At 62.5% G+C, this 19,780-nt stretch carries 18 protein-coding genes; 9 read left to right on the top strand and 9 right to left on the bottom strand.

Features of this window, described 5'->3' with window-relative positions:
* Nucleotides 1-45: 45 nt before the first annotated feature.
* The 3 genes from LOY35_RS00255 to LOY35_RS00265 form a co-directional block, all read right to left on the bottom strand.
* Entirely contained in the window at nt 46-813 is a 768-nt protein-coding gene (locus LOY35_RS00255) for a TerC family protein (protein ID WP_024778426.1), read from the bottom strand.
* Nucleotides 814-889: 76 nt separating this feature from the next.
* Complete coding sequence (locus LOY35_RS00260) at nt 890-2,197, bottom strand: CitMHS family transporter (protein ID WP_258629530.1); 1,308 nt, start codon at nt 2,195-2,197, stop codon at nt 890-892.
* Nucleotides 2,198-2,611: 414 nt separating this feature from the next.
* Complete coding sequence (locus LOY35_RS00265; protein ID WP_258629531.1) at nt 2,612-2,938, bottom strand: DOPA 4,5-dioxygenase family protein; 327 nt, start codon at nt 2,936-2,938, stop codon at nt 2,612-2,614.
* A gap of 74 nt (nt 2,939-3,012) precedes the next feature.
* On the opposite strand from LOY35_RS00265, the gene LOY35_RS00270 reads away from it, so the two are divergent.
* Nucleotides 3,013-3,672, top strand: a complete 660-nt coding sequence (locus LOY35_RS00270) for an NAD(P)-dependent oxidoreductase (RefSeq protein WP_258629533.1) — start codon at nt 3,013-3,015, stop codon at nt 3,670-3,672.
* Nucleotides 3,673-3,841: 169 nt separating this feature from the next.
* Here LOY35_RS00270 and LOY35_RS00275 read toward each other — a convergent pair whose 3' ends face one another.
* Nucleotides 3,842-4,792 carry a choline sulfate utilization transcriptional regulator gene (locus tag LOY35_RS00275; RefSeq protein WP_258629535.1) on the bottom strand — a complete coding sequence of 317 codons (951 nt, stop codon included), beginning with the start codon at nt 4,790-4,792 and terminating at the stop codon, nt 3,842-3,844.
* Between the two features lie 114 nt (nt 4,793-4,906).
* Here LOY35_RS00275 and betC point away from each other — a divergent pair, with 114 nt between their 5' ends.
* From betC to LOY35_RS00290, 3 genes are all read left to right on the top strand, one after another.
* The gene (gene betC / locus LOY35_RS00280) at nt 4,907-6,421 is read left to right on the top strand and encodes a choline-sulfatase (RefSeq protein ID WP_258629536.1); all 1,515 of its coding nucleotides are present in this window, start codon (nt 4,907-4,909) and stop codon (nt 6,419-6,421) included.
* A gap of 19 nt (nt 6,422-6,440) precedes the next feature.
* Nucleotides 6,441-7,361: a choline ABC transporter substrate-binding protein gene (choX, locus tag LOY35_RS00285; protein ID WP_258629537.1), complete on the top strand. Its 921-nt coding sequence runs from the start codon at nt 6,441-6,443 to the stop codon at nt 7,359-7,361.
* A 136-nt stretch (nt 7,362-7,497) separates the two neighbouring features.
* Nucleotides 7,498-9,066 (top strand): SulP family inorganic anion transporter, encoded by a 1,569-nt coding sequence (locus tag LOY35_RS00290; RefSeq protein WP_258629538.1) that lies wholly within the window; start codon nt 7,498-7,500, stop codon nt 9,064-9,066.
* 162 nt (nt 9,067-9,228) lie between these two features.
* Here LOY35_RS00290 and aroE read toward each other — a convergent pair whose 3' ends face one another.
* Entirely contained in the window at nt 9,229-10,050 is an 822-nt protein-coding gene (gene aroE / locus LOY35_RS00295) for a shikimate dehydrogenase (protein ID WP_258629539.1), read from the bottom strand.
* A 10-nt stretch (nt 10,051-10,060) separates the two neighbouring features.
* Entirely contained in the window at nt 10,061-10,975 is a 915-nt protein-coding gene (gene hemF / locus LOY35_RS00300) for an oxygen-dependent coproporphyrinogen oxidase (RefSeq protein WP_258629540.1), read from the bottom strand.
* Between the two features lie 164 nt (nt 10,976-11,139).
* Here hemF and LOY35_RS00305 point away from each other — a divergent pair, with 164 nt between their 5' ends.
* Complete coding sequence (locus tag LOY35_RS00305) at nt 11,140-12,117, top strand: NADPH:quinone reductase (protein WP_258629541.1); 978 nt, start codon at nt 11,140-11,142, stop codon at nt 12,115-12,117.
* A gap of 296 nt (nt 12,118-12,413) precedes the next feature.
* Here the strand turns inward: LOY35_RS00305 and LOY35_RS00310 are convergent, their stop codons facing one another.
* The 3 genes from LOY35_RS00310 to LOY35_RS00320 all read right to left on the bottom strand — a co-directional run bounded on the left by LOY35_RS00310 (nt 12,414) and on the right by LOY35_RS00320 (nt 15,240).
* Nucleotides 12,414-12,971 (bottom strand): L-threonylcarbamoyladenylate synthase, encoded by a 558-nt coding sequence (locus LOY35_RS00310; protein WP_258629542.1) that lies wholly within the window; start codon nt 12,969-12,971, stop codon nt 12,414-12,416.
* Nucleotides 12,972-13,032: 61 nt separating this feature from the next.
* The gene (gene dprA, locus LOY35_RS00315) at nt 13,033-14,133 is read right to left on the bottom strand and encodes a DNA-processing protein DprA (protein WP_258629544.1); all 1,101 of its coding nucleotides are present in this window, start codon (nt 14,131-14,133) and stop codon (nt 13,033-13,035) included.
* Between the two features lie 81 nt (nt 14,134-14,214).
* Nucleotides 14,215-15,240 carry a LysM peptidoglycan-binding domain-containing protein gene (locus tag LOY35_RS00320; RefSeq protein ID WP_258629546.1) on the bottom strand — a complete coding sequence of 342 codons (1,026 nt, stop codon included), beginning with the start codon at nt 15,238-15,240 and terminating at the stop codon, nt 14,215-14,217.
* Nucleotides 15,241-15,395: 155 nt separating this feature from the next.
* On the opposite strand from LOY35_RS00320, the gene def reads away from it, so the two are divergent.
* From def to trkA, 4 genes are all read left to right on the top strand, one after another.
* Nucleotides 15,396-15,902 carry a peptide deformylase gene (def, locus tag LOY35_RS00325; protein ID WP_258629548.1) on the top strand — a complete coding sequence of 169 codons (507 nt, stop codon included), beginning with the start codon at nt 15,396-15,398 and terminating at the stop codon, nt 15,900-15,902.
* 70 nt (nt 15,903-15,972) lie between these two features.
* Nucleotides 15,973-16,932, top strand: a complete 960-nt coding sequence (gene fmt / locus LOY35_RS00330; RefSeq protein ID WP_258629549.1) for a methionyl-tRNA formyltransferase — start codon at nt 15,973-15,975, stop codon at nt 16,930-16,932.
* Complete coding sequence (rsmB, locus tag LOY35_RS00335; protein WP_258629551.1) at nt 16,929-18,239, top strand: 16S rRNA (cytosine(967)-C(5))-methyltransferase RsmB; 1,311 nt, start codon at nt 16,929-16,931, stop codon at nt 18,237-18,239. The genes fmt and rsmB overlap by 4 nt, the downstream gene beginning before the upstream one ends.
* 24 nt (nt 18,240-18,263) lie before the next feature.
* Nucleotides 18,264-19,637: a Trk system potassium transporter TrkA gene (gene trkA, locus LOY35_RS00340; protein ID WP_258629552.1), complete on the top strand. Its 1,374-nt coding sequence runs from the start codon at nt 18,264-18,266 to the stop codon at nt 19,635-19,637.
* Nucleotides 19,638-19,780: the final 143 nt, after the last annotated feature.

Below are 19,780 nucleotides of genomic sequence, written 5' to 3' on the forward strand. Positions count from 1 at the left end.
AAAAAAGGGGCTCCCGAGAGCCCCTTCGTGCATTGCTCCGTCCCGTTACTGACCCGGAACGTCCTTGCGCAGTTTCACCGGGTCCTGCTGTTTGCGCTTGCGCGCAATCGCGGTGCGCATCTTGATGTTGATCGCCTCCACGGCCAGGGAGAACGCCATGGCGAAGTAGACATAGCCTTTGGGTACATGGACGTCGAACGACTCGGCGATCAGCACGGTACCGACCACCAGCAGGAACGACAGCGCCAGCATCTTCAGCGATGGATGCTTGTCGATGAACTCGCTGATGGTACCCGAGGCCAGCATCATCACCAGCACGGCGACGATGATCGCCGCCACCATCACCGGCACATGGGAGACCATGCCGACGGCGGTGATGACCGAGTCCAGGGAGAACACGATGTCGATGATCGCGATCTGGATGATGGTGTAGAGGAAGTTGCCACCCTTGCCCGAAGGTTGATCGTCGCTTTCGTCGTCGCCTTCCAGCGCGTGGTACATCTCCTGAGAGCTTTTCCACAGCAGGAACAGACCACCAAAGAACAGGATCAGGTCGCGACCGGAGATGCCTTGGCCGAACACTTCGAACAAATCGGCGGTCAGGCGCATGACCCAGGTGATGGACAGCAGCAACAGGATCCGCGTGATCATGGCCAGGGCCAGACCGAAGATCCGGGTGCGCGCCTGCATGTGCTTGGGCATGCGGCTGACCAGGATCGAGATCATGATGATGTTATCGATGCCCAGGACGATTTCCAGGGCGGTCAGGGTAAAGAAGGCAACCCAGATTTCCGGGTTGGTCAGCCATTCCATGTGAGTTCCTTTGAACGAGTGTTAGGCCGCGCCGCGCTTCGGATTCACCAAAGCGGCGACGCCGCGGATATTGCTTTTATAGAGTGCTGAACAGCGGAAAGATCCCCATCAGCAAGGCGGCGACCATTATGCACAGGCAAACCAGCACTGCCCACTTCAGGGTGAAACGCTGGTGATCGCCGAACTCGATCCCGGCCAGCGCCACCAGCAGGTAGGTGGACGGAACCAGCGGGCTCAACAGGTGGACGGGCTGGCCGACGATCGAGGCACGGGCCATTTCCACCGCAGTGATGCCGTAATGACTGGCGGCTTCGGCGAGAACCGGTAACACCCCGTAATAAAATGCGTCGTTAGACATGAAGAACGTAAAGGGCATGCTCGCCAGCGCGGTAATCACTGCCAGGTACGGGCCGAGGAAATCGGGGATCACCGCCAGCAGGCTCTTGGACATGGCGTCGACCATGCCGGTACCGGACAGGATGCCGGTGAAGATACCCGCCGCGAAAATCAGCCCGACCACCGCCAATACGCTGCCGGCGTGCGCCGCAACGCGATCTTTCTGCTGTTGCAGGCATGGATAGTTGACGATCATCGCGATACTGAAGGCCACCATGAACAGCACCGGCAGCGGCAACAGGCCGGCGATCAGGGTGCACATCAGGACCAGAGTCAGGGCGCCGTTGAACCAGATCAGCTTTGGACGGCGGGCGTCGGGGAACTGGGACACGCTGATTTCGCTGTGGTCGATTTCATCGTGGGCCAGGTGCAATTCACCCAGGCGTGCACGCTCACGCTTACCGTACATGTAGGCAATCGCCAGGATCGCCAACACGCCGAACGCCATTGCCGGGATCATCGGCACGAAGATGTCGGACGGATCCACATGCAGCGCACTGGCCGCACGGGCCGTCGGGCCGCCCCAGGGGGTCATGTTCATCACGCCCCCGGCGAGGATGATCAGGCCGGCCATGATCCGAGGGCTCATGCCGATGCGGCTGTAGAGCGGCAGCATCGCGGCCACGCAGATCATGTAAGTGGTCGCGCCGTCACCATCGAGGGAAACGACGAGCGCCAGAACGGCGGTACCGACCGAAACTTTCAGTGGGTCGCCCTTGACCAGTTTGAGGATCTTGCGCACGGCCGGGTCGAACAGGCCGGAGTCGATCATCAGGGCGAAATAGAGGATCGCGAACATCAGCATCACCCCGGTCGGGGCGAGCTTGGTGATGCCTTCGAGCATCATCGGGCCGATCTTCGGCGCAAAGCCACCGAACAGGGCGAACAGGATCGGGATGATGATCAGGGCGATCAGCGCGGACAGGCGCTTGGTCATGATCAGGAACATGAACGTGATGACCATGGCGAAGCCAAGGAAAGTCAGCATGGGAAATACTCCAGGCGTGGCACGGCGAGGTTAAGGCGAACCGGACAGGTCAGCGCAGAACGTGAGGTGCGGGACGGACGGATGGAGTGGATGCAGCGGGACGGGTAGCAGCGGACATCAGAATCACCATTGTTGTTGTTAAAAAGGCCAAGCGGATCGTGGAAATCCGTTTCTGGCCACCGGTCTTTTGCCGGTAGTGAGGTGATCCTAATCGCGCAAGCTTTCAGTCAGCTTTCGCAAGACAACCGGATGCGGTGTCGCGATATTTCCTGTGGCGAGGGGATTTATCCCCGCTGGGGTTGCGCAGCGACCCCCCGACTCTGTGCCGCGACACATTTCGAGGGCGAGCGCTTCGCACTCGAGCGGGGATAAATCCCCTCGCCACCGGTGTTCTGTTCTGAAGGACAGTCGGGTTTAGAACACCGAAAGATCCAACGGCCGCATCGCCCCCATCCAGATCGCATGGTCGGTATGGTCTGCCAGTTCATCGCCGGTGTTCGGGTGCAGAAAGATCACCAGCCCTTTGCGATAGAGCGCCAGCCACGGCAGCACCACGCCGATGTACTGCGGATCGAACGACAGCTGGCAGCTCCAGTCCGGATGGGGCCCGACCGGGCGCTCGTGGACACGGCCCATCTTCAGCGGGAACAGGCGCGACGCTTCCTCGCACAATGCCCGCGCCTGGTCGATGCTGCTGGCATCGAAGTAAACATGAGCGTGGTAGCCCTTGATCCGTTGCATTGTCACTCCTTGCGAACCCTCGCCGTTTCCCGCAGGTCAGAGGCTTATACGCGGTAAAAAAGGGAAAAACAGCCATGAAAAACGCCGAAACCCCGGTGATCAAACTGGTGCTCTATGGTGCCATGAGCAGCCTCGGCAGTGCGTTGATGGCTGAAATGCTGCGACGCCAGCACGAAGTCATTGCCGTCCTCGATGATCTCACGGCCCTGGCGCCGCGTCCGGGCCTGCGGACCAAGACCGGGGACCTCTATGATCCCGAGCGGGTCAAGCAAAGCGTGGCCGGTGCCGATGCGGTGATCTGTCTGCTGAACGCGCCAGGGCTGCCGATGAACAGCGAGCACGTGGAGCGCACGCTGATTCCGGGCCCGGTGGAGCAGGTCCTGGCGGTGGATGCGTTGATCGCCGGCATGCAGGCGGTGAACATTCCCCGGTTGTTTCTGGTGGGCGATTTCGCCGTGCTCGACGAGGAGGAGGGCGAAGACGACTTGCAGCGTCATGCCGCCGAAGAAATCCTCGATGCCCTGCGCAACAGCACAGTGCAATGGACCCTCGTCAACTCGCCTTATGCTGTTGCCGGGTTGAGCATCGAGCATTTCACCCAAGTCAGTACCAGCCTGGAACCGGGCATGGCCGAATCCCTGGAGCGGCTCAACCGGGTGGCGGTCGGCATTGCCGATGAGCTGCGCTTGAACCTGCATGTGGGCGAGCATGTCAGCTTCGTAGCCGCTACCTGACGACCGTGCGAAACCTGTGGTGAGGATTGCTGTTGTGGCGAGGGGATTTAATCCCCGCTGGGCTGCGAAGCCGCCCCAAAAAAGCAGGGCTGTTTCGCGCCCCGCGGGGATAAATCCCCTCGCCACAGTAGTTTTTCTTTGGCTATGGAAGTGCCTTCACTCGCAAATCTCAAACAGCGATGGACGGCAACGGCAACCCCGTGAGCGACTCGCCGCTGTTGGCCTGTTCTTCCATCAGCCAGTCCACGAACTGCCTGATCAATGCCCCCCGCCGTTTACGCTGGGGCAGGACCACGTAATACCCCAGGCGCGACAGCACCGTCTCAGCGATTGGACGACACAGCAGGCCCTGGGCCAACAAGTTATCCACAAGGTGGCGCCAGCCGATGGCAACTCCCTGGCCGCCAATTGCCGCCTGGATAAGCAAGGTGTAGTTGTCGAAACGCAGTTGCCCGGGCGCCGGTGGCGAGGTGATGCCCAGCTCGCGGAACACGCCATTCCAGTCGAACCAGTGACTGCCGTTGCCGCCGCGCAGGTGCAAGAGCGGAAATTCCGACAAGGCCTGGGCGGACAAGGGCAGGGGACGTTCCTTGAGCAGCAACGGGCTGCACACCGGAAAGACCTCTTCGCTGAACAGCCAGCGACTTTCACCCTGTTTGAAGCGACCGTCGCCGAACAACACGGCAACGTCGATATCGGAGCGCAACATGTTGTGGTTGCGCTCACTGGTCACCAGGCTGACGTCCACCTGGGGGTTGGCAGCGTGAAAACGATGTAATCGCGGCATTAACCAGTAGGCGGCGAAAGCGAAATCGGTGGCGACCTGCAACACCTCATGCTGATGTTGCGCAGTGATCGCACTCAATCCTGCGTCGATATTCTGCAATCCGGCCTGGACCTGTTCGAAGAGTGTCGTCCCAGCCTCGGTCAATTCGATGCCGCGGTAAATGCGATCGAACAACCGCGTGCCGAGCTGTTCCTCCAGGCGTTTGATCTGCTGGCTGATGGCCGGTTGCGTGGTGCCCAGCTCGATCGCCGCGGCCGTAAAGCTTCGTTGCCTGGCCGCTGCTTCGAAGGCACGAAACAGATCCAGAGACAGGTCACCCAAGGCGTCATACATAAGCTGTGCTTATCCTAGTCATTATCCTGCATGGGCTTTACCCCAATAGGTTGGGGGGACATGCTCAATCGCAGCAATTTCGCATAACCGTTCACTATGGAATGCCGCGATTACATGAAGCGCAAGAACATTCTTTTCATCATGGCCGATCAGATGGCCGCGCCAATGTTGCCGATCTACGGTCCTTCGCCGATCAAGCTGCCGAATCTGTCGCGCCTGGCCGACCAGGGCGTGGTGTTCGACGCCGCGTATTGCAACAGCCCGCTGTGTGCGCCGTCGCGCTTTACCCTGGTGAGCGGCCAGTTGCCCAGCAAGATCGGCGCCTATGACAACGCCGCGGATTTTCCGGCCGACGTCCCGACGTACGCCCATTACCTGCGGCGCCTCGGCTACCGCACGGCGCTCTCCGGCAAGATGCACTTCTGCGGGCCGGACCAGTTGCACGGCTATGAAGAGCGCCTGACCAGTGACATTTACCCGGCCGACTACGGCTGGGCCGTGAACTGGGATGAGCCGGACGTGCGGCCGAGCTGGTATCACAACATGTCGTCGGTGCTCCAGGCCGGGCCTTGCGTGCGTACCAACCAGTTGGATTTCGATGAAGAAGTGGTGTTCAAGGCGCAGCAGTACCTGTTCGACCACATCCGTGAGGACGGCGACCAACCGTTCTGCCTGACCGTGTCGATGACTCACCCACACGACCCGTACACGATTCCCAAGGCTTTCTGGGATTTGTATGACGACAACGACATCCCGTTGCCGCAGACGCCGGCGCAAACCGAACTCGACCCACACTCCCAGCGCCTGTTGAAGGTCTATGATCTGTGGGACAAGCCGCTGCCTGTGGATAAGATTCGCGATGCCCGCCGAGCCTATTTCGGTGCTTGCAGCTACATCGACAGCAATGTGGGCAAGCTGCTGCAGACCCTTGAGGACACCGGTTTGATGGAGGACACGATCATTGTGTTCTCCGGCGATCATGGAGACATGCTCGGTGAAAAAGGGCTCTGGTACAAAATGCACTGGTTCGAGATGTCCGCACGGGTGCCGCTGTTGATCAGCGCTCCGGGTCAGTTCGCCAGCGGCCGGGTCAGCGCGGCGGTGTCCACCGCCGACTTGCTGCCCACCCTGGTGGAACTGGCCGGCGGCACGCTGGAGCCTGGTTTGCCGTTGGACGGCCGTTCGCTGGTGCCGCATCTGCAAGGGCAGGGCGGGCACGACGAGGTCTTCGGCGAATACATGGCTGAGGGCACCATCAGCCCGTTGATGATGATCCGCCGCGGCCAATGGAAATTCATCTATAGCGAAGACGATCCGTGCCTGCTGTTCGATGTCCGTAACGACCCCAAGGAATTGGAAGATCTCAGCCAGTCACCGGAGCATCACGCCCTGTTCGTCGAGTTTCTCGCCGAAGCCAGGGCCAAATGGGACATCCCGACCATTCATCGACAGGTGCTCGCCAGCCAGCGACGCCGTCGTTTCGTCGCCCAGGCGCTGACCCTGGGCAAACTCAAGAGCTGGGATCACCAGCCGCTGGTGGATGCCAGTCAGCAATACATGCGCAACCACATCGACCTCGACGATCTGGAGCGCAAGGCCCGTTATCCACAACCCTGCCAAAACCAATAACGAACGTAAGGGGAAGCACATGCAAAAGTTATCCACAGTACTGGCCGCTGGGCTGTTGGCGTTGAGCAGTGCCTCGGCGTGGGCCGAGCAGAGCTGCGAGACGGTCAAGATGGCTGACCCGGGTTGGAGCGATATCGCGGCGACCAATGCCATCACCGGTTTCCTGTTGGAGGGCATGGGCTACAAACCCAAGGTCGACACGCTTGCGGTGCCCATTACGTTCGGCGGTCTCAAGGAAGGCCAGGTCGATGTGTTCCTGGGCAACTGGATGCCGGCACAGCAGGGGTTCTATGACAAATTCGTGGCGAACGGGGATGTCACCCAATTGGCCAAGAACCTGGACGGCACCGAGTTCACCCTGGCCGTCCCGGACTACGTCTGGGACGCCGGTGTGCATAACTTTAACGACCTGAACAAATTCGCCGACAAATTCGATAAGAAAATCTACGGCATCGGTTCCGGCGCGCCGGCGAACCTCTCCCTGAAGGAAATCATCAAGACCAACGATTTCGGCATGGGCGACTGGAAACTGGTGGAGTCCAGTGAGCAGGCGATGCTGGCGGAAGTGTCCCGGGCGGTGAAGAAACAGAAGTTCGTGACCTTCCTTGGCTGGACGCCACACCCGATGAACGTGCAACTGAAAATGCGCTACCTCAAGGGCGGCGAGAAATATTTCGGCGATACGGGCAGCGTCTATACCCTGACCCGCAAAGGTTATGCCCAGGCCTGCCCGAACGTGGGCAAGCTGTTGACCAACCTGAGCTTCACCCAGGAAATGGAAAACAGCATCATGGCCGACGTAGCGAACAAGAAGCTCAGCAATGCCGAGGCGGCCAAGGCCTGGATCAAGGCCAACCCGGCGGTGTTGGACAAGTGGCTGGATGGCGTGAAGACGGTGGATGGTCAGGAAGCGTTGGCGGCGGTGAAGGCCAAGCTCTGATGACCCGCGTGCTCCGGATAAGCCCTCAAAAGGTGATCCGGAGCACTTTTGTGGCGAGGGGATAAATCCCCTCGCCACAGGGAGAACGGTGCCTGGTCCTGATACTCTTGTCCGCAACCCCCATCTTTGAGGCCCCATGGCAATCCCCACCCGCCATTCACTGTTCCCTTTCCTGAGCTGGCTGCCCCGACAGACCCGGGCCAGTGTCGGCCGTGACCTGATCGTGGGTTTGAGCGGCGCGATCCTGGCGTTGCCGCAGTCCATTGCCTACGCCCTGATCGCCGGTTTGCCGCCTGAGTACGGCTTGTACGCGGCGATTGTGCCGGTGTTGATCGCCTGTCTGTGGGGTTCGTCATGGCATTTGATCTGCGGTCCTACGGCGGCGATCTCCATTGTCCTATACGCCAGCGTCAGTCCCTTGGCCGTGCCCGCGACCCAGGACTACATCACCTTGATCCTGCTGCTGACGGTACTGGCGGGCATTTTCCAATGGTTGTTGGGCCTGTTACGTTTCGGCGCGCTGGTGAACTTCGTCTCGCACTCGGTGGTGCTCGGCTTCACCCTGGGCGCGGCGGTGGTGATCGCACTGGGGCAGTTGCCGAACCTGATGGGGCTCGATCTGCCGAACGAGGCCACGGCCTTGAAGGGCGTGCTGATGTTGCTCAGTCACCTCGGGGCTGTGGATAAGCCTTCGTTGCTGTTGGGCTTGGGGACGCTGGCCCTGGGGGTTCTACTCAAGCGGCTGCTGCCGCGCTGGCCGAGCCTGTTGATAACCCTGGTCATCAGCAGCCTGGTGGTCTGGTTGTGGCCGGCCATGTTCGGGCATGTGGCGCTGGTCAGCGCCTTTGCCGGGCGCCTGCCGCCGTTCACCGCGCTGCCACTGGACCTGGACCTGATCCTGCGCCTGCTCCCCGGCGCCGTGGCGGTGGGCATGCTCGGGCTGGTCACCAGTCTGTCCATTGCCCGCTCGTTGTCGGTGCGCTCCGGGCAATTGCTCGACGCCAACCAAGAGGTCAGGGCGCAGGGGCTTTCCAACATCGTGGGCGGATTTTTCTCCGGCTCCTTGTCGGCCGGTTCCTTTACCCGTTCCGGCCTCAGCTATGACGCGGGGGCCTGTTCGCCCCTGGCCGGGGTGTTCTCGGCCTTGTGGGTGGCCTTGTTTGCGGTCGCCGGTGCGAAACTGATCTCGCACATCCCGATTCCGGCGATGGCCGGCAGCATTCTGCTGATCGCCTGGGGGCTGGTGGACCACCGTGGTATCCGGGCGCTGTACCGCGTGAGCCGGGCCGAATTCGTGGTGATGAGCCTGACCTGCCTGGCCACGTTGCTGCTGGAGCTGCAAACCGCCATCTACGCCGGTGTGCTGGCGTCGCTGTTTTTCTACCTCAAGCGCACATCACAGCCGCGGGTGCAGCATTCCCACGAAGGCGAGGCGGATGTCCTGCGGGTCGGTGGTTCGATCTTCTTCGGTGCCAGTCATTATCTGCAGGTGCGCCTGCAACGCCTGCAAGGGCAACGGGTGGTGATCGATGCCCAGCAGATCAACTTCATCGACTATTCCGGGGTGGAAATGCTCCACCAGGAAGCCCGCCGCCTGGGTGCCCAGGGGCGCAGCCTGACCTTGCGCAGGGCCAGGCCCCATGTGGTGGAGGAGTTGAAGAAGCTTGAAGGGCCGGAGAGATGCCCGATTCACTTTGAGGATTGAAGAGCAGCACAGAGCTCCTCTGTGGCGAGGGGATTTAGCCAGACGTCGCACCGCCCCGCTGGACTGCGCAGCAGTCCCAAAAAAGAGGGGGCCGCTGCGCAGCCCAGCGGGGCGGTGCGACGTCTCGCTAAATCCCCTCGCCACAGTCCAGTTCAAACAGGGTCAGAGCGCCAGTTGGCGACGCAACTCGGCCAGTACCGGCGCGGTGTCCGGGCGCACGCCGCGCCACAGGTAGAACGCTTCGCCCGCCTGTTCCGCCAGCATGCCCAGGCCGTCCATCGCCACCGCGGCGCCCTGTTCGCGGGCCCAGCGGCAGAACGAAGTCGGCTCCTTGCCGTACATCATGTCGTAACAAACGGTCTTGCCGGGCTCGATCAGGCTGCCAGCAATTGGCGGTACGTCCCCTGACAGGCTCGCGGACGTGGCGTTGATGATCAGATCCACGGGCTCGCGCAGCCAATCGAAACCGCTGGCCGAGACCGGGCCCAGGTCGGCGAACAACTCGGCCAGCAACTCGGCTTTTTCCACCGTGCGGTTGGCGATGATCACCGAGGCCGGTGCCTCGGCCAGCAACGGCTCCAGGGCGCCGCGCACCGCGCCTCCGGCCCCCAGCACCAGAATGCGTTTGCCCTTGAGGCTGAAGCCGGCATTGACGGTCAGGTCCCGCACCAGCCCGGCACCGTCGGTGTTGTCGCCCAACAGATGGCCATCGGCCAACTTGCTCAAGGTATTGACTGCCCCGGCCCGCTGCGCCCGTTCGGTCAGGCTGTCAGCCAGTCGGAAAGCGTCTTCCTTGAACGGCACGGTGACATTCGCCCCACGTCCCTCGCGGAAAAAATCCCGCGCGCAACCGGCGAAATCATCCAGCGGGGCCAAAAGGGTGCTGTAGTCCAGTGTCTGCCCGGTCTGTTCGGCAAACAGGCGATGGATCAACGGCGACTTACTGTGGCCGATGGGGTTACCCATTACAACGTAGCGGTCCATGGTCATAGGGTCAGGCCTTCGCCAGCCAGTCGCGATCCTGCAGGAAATACTCGGTCAGGCGCGCTTCTTCGCTGCCTGGCTCGGCTTTCCAGTCGTAGCCCCAGCGCACCTGCGGCGGCAAGGACATCAGGATCGACTCGGTCCGTCCACCCGATTGCAGCCCGAACAGGGTGCCACGGTCGTAGACCAGGTTGAATTCCACGTAGCGTCCACGGCGGAACTCCTGGAACTCCCGTTGCTTGGCAGTGAACGGCGCGTGTTTGCGCCGGCGCACGATAGGCAGGTAGGCCTCGATGTAGGCATCGCCGATCGCACGGATGAAGGCGAAGCAGGTGTCGAACCCCCACTCGTTCAGGTCATCGAAAAACAGGCCGCCGATACCCCGGGGTTCATTTCGATGCTTGAGGTGGAAATAGCTGTCGCACCAGGCCTTGTAGCGCGGATACACCTCCGGGCCAAACGGCGCACAGGCCTGCTCGGCCACGCGGTGCCAATGCACGCAGTCTTCGGCGACGCCGTAGTACGGCGTCAGGTCGAAGCCGCCACCGAACCACCAGACCGGTTCTTCGCCTTCCTTTTCCGCGATGAAAAAGCGCACGTTGGCGTGGGAAGTTGGAACGTGGGGATTGTGCGGATGGATAACCAGCGACACGCCCAGGGCTTCGAAACCGCGTCCGGCCAGTTCCGGCCGATGGGCACTGGCCGACGGTGGGAGACCGCTGCCAAAGACGTGGGAAAAGTTGACGCCACCCTTTTCAACGACCGTACCGTTCTCCAGCACCCGGGTGCGACCGCCACCGCCGGCAGGTCGGGTCCAGGCGTCTTCGACGAAGCGAGTGCCGCCGTCCTCGGCTTCCAGTGCAGCGCAGATGCGGTCTTGCAGGTCGAGCAGATAGGCTTTCACGGCCTCGGTACGAGTGGTCATGACACCCCCTTGATCAGGACTGGGCTACGCGGCGTACAGCGGGCCGGTGGCCAATGGGCGCACAGGATACCACCGCACTTGCCCACGCCACAGTTGACGAAGGTCAAGCTTAGGAGTCCGATGGGAGGCTTGGTGAAAAGTCCTGCGACAAGGAGAGAGTGAAGATGGCCAAACGTATCCAGTTCAGTTCCCACGGCGGCCCCGAAGTGCTTGAGTACGTGGATTATCAACCTGCCGAACCGGGCCCTCAGCAGGTGCGCGTGAGCAACCGGGCCATCGGCCTGAATTTCATCGACACCTATTACCGCAGTGGCCTTTACCCACCGCCGGCCCTGCCTTCGGGCCTGGGCGCCGAAGGGGCGGGTGTGGTCGAGGCGGTTGGCTCGGGCGTCACCCGGTTCAAGGTGGGCGATCGGGTGGCCTATGGCAGCGGTCCGCTGGGCGCCTATAGCGACGCGCATGTGTTGCCCGAGGCCAACCTGGTGCACCTGCCTGAGTCCATCAGTTTCGAGCAGGCTGCCGGCGTCATGCTCAAGGGCCTGACGGTGCAATACCTGCTGCGCCAGACCTATGAGCTCAAGGGTGGCGAAACCATTCTGTTCCATGCCGCTGCCGGTGGCGTGGGTTCCCTGGCCTGCCAATGGGCCAAGGCCTTGGGCGTGAAGCTGATCGGTACGGTGAGCTCTGCGGAAAAAGCGGCCATCGCCAAAGCCCATGGCGCTTGGGAAACCATCGATTACAGCAAGGAAAACGTCGCACAGCGGGTGCTGGAGTTGACGGACGGTAAAAAAGTACCGGTGGTGTACGACGGGGTCGGCAAGGACACCTGGTTGACCTCGCTCGATTGCGTCGCGCCCCGTGGCCTGCTGGTGAGCTTCGGCAATGCCTCGGGTGCGGTGGACGGGGTGAACCTGGGAATTCTGTCAGCGAAAGGCTCGCTGTACGTGACCCGCCCGACCCTGGCGACTTACGCCAACAACGCCGAAAACCTGCAACGCATGGCCGATGAACTGTTCGGCATGATCAGCAGCGGCAAGCTCACGGTGGACATCAATCAGCGTTATCCATTGGCGGAAGCGGCCAAGGCCCAGGCCGAATTGTCGGCGCGGCGCACAACGGGGTCGACCATTCTGCTGCCTTGAAATGGTGGTGTGCATAAGTTCTGTGGCAACACAAAACCTCTGTGGGAGCGGGCTTGCTCGCGAAAGCGGTGGGTCAGCAACATCGATATTGGCTGACCCGACGCATTCGCGAGCAAGCCCGCTCCCACATCTGAACTGTGGTGTGCATAGGGTCTGTGGCAACACAAACCCTGTGGGAGCGAGCCTGCTCGCGATGGCGGTGTATCAGACAACACCCGTTCGTCTGACCCGACGCTATCGCGAGCAGGCTCGCTCCCACAGGGGATAGGTATTGAATCCGGAGGCTGCGACCGGGCTCAGTCCGGTCGAACTACTTTTCCGGTGGCCAGGTCGCGAATCACGCTGGGGTTCTTGCGCCCACCCAGGTTGCCGCCGAGCACCAGGTCGATCTGCCCGCGAAAATACTGCTCGACGCGAATCCGCGTGCGCGCTGCCGGGCGGCCCTGGGGGTTGGCCGAGGTGGACACCAGTGGCCCGACCAGCGAACACAAGTCGCGCACGGTGGGGTGATCGCTGACCCGCAGCGCCACCGTGTCGTGCACCCCGGTGATCCATTCCGGCAGCAGGTTCTGGTGCGGTACCAGCCAGGTGTTGGGCCCCGGCCAGGTGCTGGCCATGCGATCCATCCAGATGTCGGGGAAATCTTCGAACAGGAAGTCGAACTGGTGAATGTTGTCCGCCACCAGGATCAACCCCTTGTCGGGCAACCGCGATTTGATCGCCAGCAGGCGCTCCACCGCCTCCTCGTTCCATGGATCGCAACCCAGGCCCCAGACCGCTTCGGTTGGGTAGGCAATCACCGCCCCGGCGCGAATTTCTCGCGCGGCTTGTTGCACACGCCAACTGTTGACCATGAAAGATTCTCCGCAACACAAGATAAGGCTGTGCGCAGTTTACCGATCTTCCCCATAAAACCTAGCGCGTGCGCGCAAACCAGCGGCCGTTGTCACACGTGGCGCGCCCCTCCATTTCCAGTTCGGTCAGCGCCGCCAGCACTTTGGGCAATCCCCAGCCACTGGCCTCGGCCAACGCCTCGCTGGTGAGCGGCGCGGCATGGAGCAGGCGCAACAGCGGATGGGTGACAGGCGTCGGCTCCGGGGCCAACGGCAGTCGCTGCCAACCACGCAAGGCTTCGAGGATATGCTCGACGGTTTCCACCAGGGCCGCACCGTCGCGGATCAATTGATGACAACCCCGGGCACCGGGGTGATGGATCGATCCCGGAATGGCGTATACCTCGCGCCCCTGTTCCGCCGCCAGGCGCGCCGTGATCAGCGAGCCGCTGGCGACACTGGCTTCAACCACCAGGACGCCAAGGGACAAGCCGCTGATGATCCGGTTGCGGCGCGGAAAGTTGCTGGCGTGGGGCGGCGCGTCCAACGGAAACTCCGAGAGCACCGCGCTGCCCTGAGCAATCATGGCGTCCGCCAAGCGCCGATTGCGCTGTGGATAAAAATTTTCCAGGCCGGTGCCCAGCACCCCGATGGTTAGCCCGCCGACATCCAGCGCCGCTTGATGAGCCGCCGCGTCGATGCCCAGGGCCAGGCCGCTGGTGATGACAAAACCGGCGCTGGCCAGACAGCGGGAAAACGCCGCGGCCGTGTCCATTCCCGGACGCGAGGCGCGGCGACTGCCCACCATCGCCAACTGCGGTTTTTCCAGGATGGTAGGGTCACCAGCGGCGAATAATAGCGGTGGCGGGTCGCTGATCTGCGCCAGCAGCGCCGGGTAGTCTGGCTGGTCCCACATCAGCAAATGCTGGCCCGAACCCTCCAGCCAGGCCAATGCGTGGGCGGCGCCGTCGCGCACATCCGGGTTGCGCCGGGCTTCGACGCTCGCCGCGGGCAACCCCAGTGCCCGCCATGCGCTGGCCGGCGCGCTGATGGCTTTTGAGGCCGAGCCGAAGGCTTCCATCAGGGTCATGAAACGTTTGGGTCCCAGCTCCGGCAAGCGGTGCAGGCGCAGGCGGGCCTCCAGTTCCGCGGGGGAAACCGAAGGGCGTTCAAGCAATGTCATGTGATCAATCCTTGATCGTCATATGTCCCGTTCGAACGGGAACAAGCTGTGGATAACTCTGTTGGTAAGTTGTGAGACCCGTTATGGATTGCGCACCTTGTCGAGCACCGCCAACGAGCGCGAGGCGTATAGCACCAGGCCGTAGCTGAGCTTGTCGTAGGTACGGAACACCATCAGCAGGCCGGCCCGTTCGTCGGGGATCTTCACCGGTTCGCCGGTGACGCGGTCGCGCACGGTTTCACCGGTTTTCATCACCGCCAGCACGTTGCCCTCGGCCAGCCCGTCGCGGCGACCCTTGTTCAGGGTGACCACATCCAGCGCGCCGATCTGGGTCACGCCCCGTGGCACGTCGAGGATCAGCCCGTTGATGTCCGTTTTCGGCGCGCCGGGCATGAACGTCGAGTTGATCGAGCGTTCTTCGCCGCTGAACAGCCGGTCGCCGAGACGTACTTCCTGGGTGGTGCGTTGCAGGGTGAGGGTGGTGACGTCGCCCTCGGCGGTCACGACCTCGGCGCTGCCGATGTCATCGGCGTTGATGCCCAGTAGCTCCTTGGTCTGCGGATCGGTGTAGACCTTGCCTTGTCGGAAGATGCCGTAGGCCGACTGGTCTGTGGCGAATGCCCCGCGGGCGAAGATCTGGTCCCCGGCACCGCTGAGCACCCGTTCGGCATTGCCGGCGACGACGTAGGGCGCCTTGTTGAAATCCTCGGTCGTGTCGACGATGCGGTTGCTCAGCAGGAAGCTGTTGATGGCTTGCAGCGGGATGCTCGGGATGGCCTCGGCCACCGGCGAGCTGCGGATACGCGGCGACAGTTTGATGGTGCCCCGGGAGGCGCCACGGTTGAGGGTCAGCCGCGGCTGGCCATTGACGTAGACCAGTGACAGGGTATCACCAGGGTAAATCAGGTTCGGATTCTCGATCTGCGGGTTGGCCTGCCAGAGTTCGGGCCATTTCCACGGCTCGCGCAGGTATTTGCCGGAAATGTCCCACAGTGTGTCGCCAGCGACCACGGTGTATTGCTGCGGGAATCCTTCCCGAAGTTGCACTTGCCCGTGCGCGATACCGGCCGAGGCCAGGAGCAGCAGGGCGAGTAGTGATTTCCTCATGCGGTGAATCCCTTTATCATGTGCGTTCGCGTAAAACGCCAGAGCCCCAGTGGCTCGCTCCGTATCGAGAGCAACGTTTTACAACGGTAGCCTGCATCCCAAGACACGCCAGGCCAGCCACCCGACTTTACCTCACACGTGCATTTATCAAGCTTATGGCCATTTTGAACATTCTCGAATTTCCGGACCCGCGCCTGCGCACGATCGCCAAACCGGTGGCCGTAGTGGACGACGAAGTGCGTCAGTTGGTCGATGACATGTTTGAAACAATGTATGAAGCGCCCGGCATCGGCCTCGCCGCGACCCAGGTCAACGTGCACAAGCGTATCGTCGTCATGGACCTCTCCGAAGACCGCAGCGAGCCACGGGTGTTCATCAACCCCGAGTTCGAAACCCTCACCGACGAGATGGAGCAATACCAGGAAGGCTGTCTCTCGGTACCGGGTTTCTACGAGAACGTCGACCGTCCACAGAAGGTCCGAATCAACGCTTTGGACCGTGACGGCCAGCCTTACGAGCTGATCGCCGAAGGATTGCTGGCGGTGTGCATCCAGCATGAGTGTGACCACCTCAACGGCAAGTTGTTCGTGGATTACCTGTCGACCCTCAAGCGTGACCGGATCAAGAAGAAACTGGAAAAGATCCATCGCCAGAATGCTTGATGCCTCCTTTCAAAGGCTTGCTGCGGCAAGCCTTTTTTCTTTATGCGACTGCTGTTAATTGAGAGCTTCCATGACTGAGCCACTGCGCATCGTCTTTGCCGGCACTCCCGAGTTTGCCGCCGAACACCTCAAGGCCCTGCTGGCCAGCCCCCATGAAATCATCGCGGTCTACACCCAGCCGGACCGGCCGGCCGGCCGTGGGCAAAAACTGATGCCCAGCCCGGTCAAGCAACTGGCCCTGGAAAACGGTTTGCAGGTGTTGCAGCCGCCGACCCTGCGCGATGGGCAAGCCCAGGCCGAACTGGCCGCGCTGAAACCGGACCTGATGGTGGTGGTCGCCTACGGCCTGATCCTGCCCCAAGTGGTGCTGGACATCCCGCGCCTGGGTTGCATCAACAGTCACGCCTCGCTGCTGCCGCGCTGGCGCGGTGCGGCGCCGATCCAGCGCGCCGTCGAAGCGGGCGATGCCGAGAGCGGCGTGACCGTGATGCGCATGGAGGCAGGCCTGGACACCGGGCCGATGCTGCTCAAGGTCGCCACCCCCATCAGCGCCGAAGACACCGGCGGCAGCCTGCACGACCGCCTCGCGCTGCTCGGCCCGCCGGCCGTGGTTGAGGCGATTGCCGGCCTGGCCGCCGGCACGCTGGAGGGCGAAGTGCAGGATGACCGCCTCGCCACCTACGCGCACAAATTGAACAAGGACGAGGCCCGTATCGACTGGCGCCGTCCGGCGGTCGAACTGGAGCGACTGGTGCGCGCCTTCAACCCGTGGCCGATCTGCCACAGCACCTTGAACGGCGAAGCGGTGAAGGTACTGGCCGCCAAGTGCGCCGAAGGGAAGGGCGCTGCTGGGCAGATCCTCGAAGCCAGCAAGGACGGTCTTGTCGTGGCCTGTGGCGAACAGGCGCTGTGCCTGACCCGTCTGCAACTGCCCGGCGGCAAGGCGCTGAACTTCAGCGACTTGTTCAACAGCCGGCGTGAGAAATTCGCCGTCGGCAGCATCCTCGGCCAAGCGGTGGAGGCTTCATGAACCCGCGTCTGGCCGCCGCCAAGGCGCTTGCCGCCGTGCTCAGCGGCAAAGCGTCGCTCAACAGTTCCTTGCCGACCCAATTGGACAAGGTCGAGGACCGTGATCGCGGTTTCACCCAGGACCTGGCGTTCGGCACCGCTCGCTGGCAGCCACGGCTGTCGGCCCTGGCGGCCAAGTTGTTGCAGAAGCCGTTCAAGGCCGCCGATGCCGACGTCGAAGCGCTGCTGCTGGTGGGGCTTTACCAACTGCTCTACACCCGCGTGCCTGCCCACGCCGCCATCGGCGAAACCGTGGGCTGCGCCGACAAACTGAAAAAACCCTGGGCCAAGGCTTTGCTCAACGCCGTGTTGCGCCGCGCCCAACGGGAAAGCGAAAGCCTGCTGGCCGAGCTGGAGCATGACCCGGTGGTGCGCACTGCTCACCCGCGCTGGTTGCAGAAGGCTTTGAAGGCGTTCTGGCCCGAGCAATGGGAAGCCATCTGTACGGCCAACAATGCCCATCCGCCGATGATCCTGCGGGTCAACCGTCGCCACCATACCCGCGATGCCTATCTGGCCTTGCTGGGCGAGGCCGGTATCCCGGCCCGGCCATGCGTGTACAGCCGCGACGGCATCCTGCTGGAAACCCCGGGCGATGTGCGCGCTCTGCCGGGCTTCGCCGACGGCTGGATCAGCGTCCAGGACGAAGCCGCGCAACTGGCCGCCGACCTGCTGGAGCTGGCGCCTGGGCAACGGGTACTGGACGCCTGCTGCGCACCGGGGGGCAAGACCTGCCACATCCTCGAAGCCGAGCCGAAGCTGGCCGGCGTGGTGGCGGTGGATCTGGAGGCCAAACGCCTGGTGCGGGTGAAGGAAAACCTCGAGCGCCTGGGCCTGGATGCCGAGCTGATCGCCGCCGACGGTCGCGACACCGCAGCCTGGTGGGACGGCAAGCCGTTCCAGCGCATCCTGCTGGACGCGCCGTGCTCGGCCACCGGCGTGATCCGCCGTCACCCGGACATCAAGCTCACCCGCCAACCGGACGACATCGCCGCATTGGCGCTGCTGCAGGGCGAGCTGCTCGACGCTCTGTGGCAGACCCTCGACGTGGGCGGCATCCTGCTCTATGCCACCTGCTCGACCTTGCCGACCGAGAACACTGAGGTGATCGAAGCCTTCCTCGCCCGCACCCCCGGCGCGCGGGAACTGGACATCGCCACCCAGGCCGGCCTGAAGCAGCCCCATGGTCGCCAGTTGCTGGCCCAGGAGGGCGGGCACGACGGGTTCTACTACGCCAAGCTGATCAAGATCGCCGCCGCACGCGGTTAAGACCGATTCGATAGGAGTGAACGGATGAAAATCATCATCCTGGGTGCAGGACAGGTCGGCGGTTCGCTGGCGGAGCATCTGGCCAGCGAGGCCAACGACATCACCGTGGTCGACACTGACGGCGAACGCCTGCGCGACCTCGGTGATCGTCTCGACATCCGCACCGTGCAAGGACGTGGTTCCCTGCCGACCGTGCTGCGCCAGGCCGGCGCGGACGATGCCGACATGCTGGTGGCCGTCACCAACAGCGACGAAACCAACATGGTCGCCTGCCAGGTGGCCCACACCCTGTTCCACACCCCGACCAAGATCGCCCGGGTGCGGGAAGCGGCCTACCTGACCCGCGCCGACCTGTTCGACAACGAAGCGATCCCGGTGGATGTGCTGATCAGCCCCGAGCAGGTAGTGACCAACTACATCAAGCGCTTGATCGAGCACCCAGGCGCTTTGCAGGTGATCGACTTTGCCGGGGGCAAGGCGCAACTGGTGGCGGTCAAGGCCTACTACGGCGGGCCGTTGGTGGGGCAGCAACTGCGTCAGTTGCGCGAGCACATGCCGAATGTAGAGATGCGGGTCGCGGCGATTTTCCGTCGCGACCGGCCGATTCTGCCCCAGGGCGATACGGTGATCGAGGCCGACGACGAGGTATTCTTCATCGCCGCCAAGGTGAATATTCGTGCGGTGATGAGCGAAATGCGCCGTCTCGACGAGAACTACAAGCGCATCGTCATCGCCGGCGGCGGGCAGATCGGCGAGCGCCTGGCCGAAGCCATCGAAAGCCGCTACCAGGTGAAGATCATCGAGATGAGCCCGGCCCGCTGCCGCTATCTCTCGGACAACCTCGACAGTACCGTGGTGCTGCAGGGCAGTGCTTCGGATCGCGACCTGCTGCTGGAGGAAAACATCGCCGACGCCGACATCTTCCTGGCCCTGACCAACGACGACGAAGCCAACATCATGTCATCGCTGCTGGCCAAGCGCCTGGGGGCGAGGAAGGTGATGACCATCATCAACAACCCGGCCTACGTCGACCTGATCCAGGGCGGCGACATCGACATCGCCATCAGCCCGCAACTGGCAACCATCGGCACCTTGCTGGCCCACGTGCGTCGCGGCGACATCGTCAGCGTGCACTCCCTGCGCCGTGGCGCGGCCGAAGCCATCGAGGCGATTGCCCATGGCGACGCCAAGTCCAGCAAAGTGATCGGCCGCGCCATCCGCGACATCGGCCTGCCGCCGGGCACCACCATCGGCGCGATCATCCGCGACGAAGAAGTGCTGATCGCCCATGACGACACCGTGATCCAGGCCGGCGACCATGTGATCCTGTTCCTGGTGGACAAGAAGCACATTCGCGACGTCGAGAAGCTGTTCCATGTGGGGTTGAGCTTCTTCTGACCCTGGATGTGCAGTGATAGATGGGGCCTCATCGCGGGCAAGCCTTGCTCCCACAGTGGATGACGTCCCATGCAACATGACTACAGTGGGATCAGACTGTGGAAGCAGGCCTGTGGGAGCAAGGCTTGCCCGCGATAGCTATC

The sequence above is a fragment of the Pseudomonas sp. B21-028 genome, assembly GCF_024749045.1.
Classification (GTDB): Bacteria; Pseudomonadota; Gammaproteobacteria; order Pseudomonadales; family Pseudomonadaceae; genus Aquipseudomonas.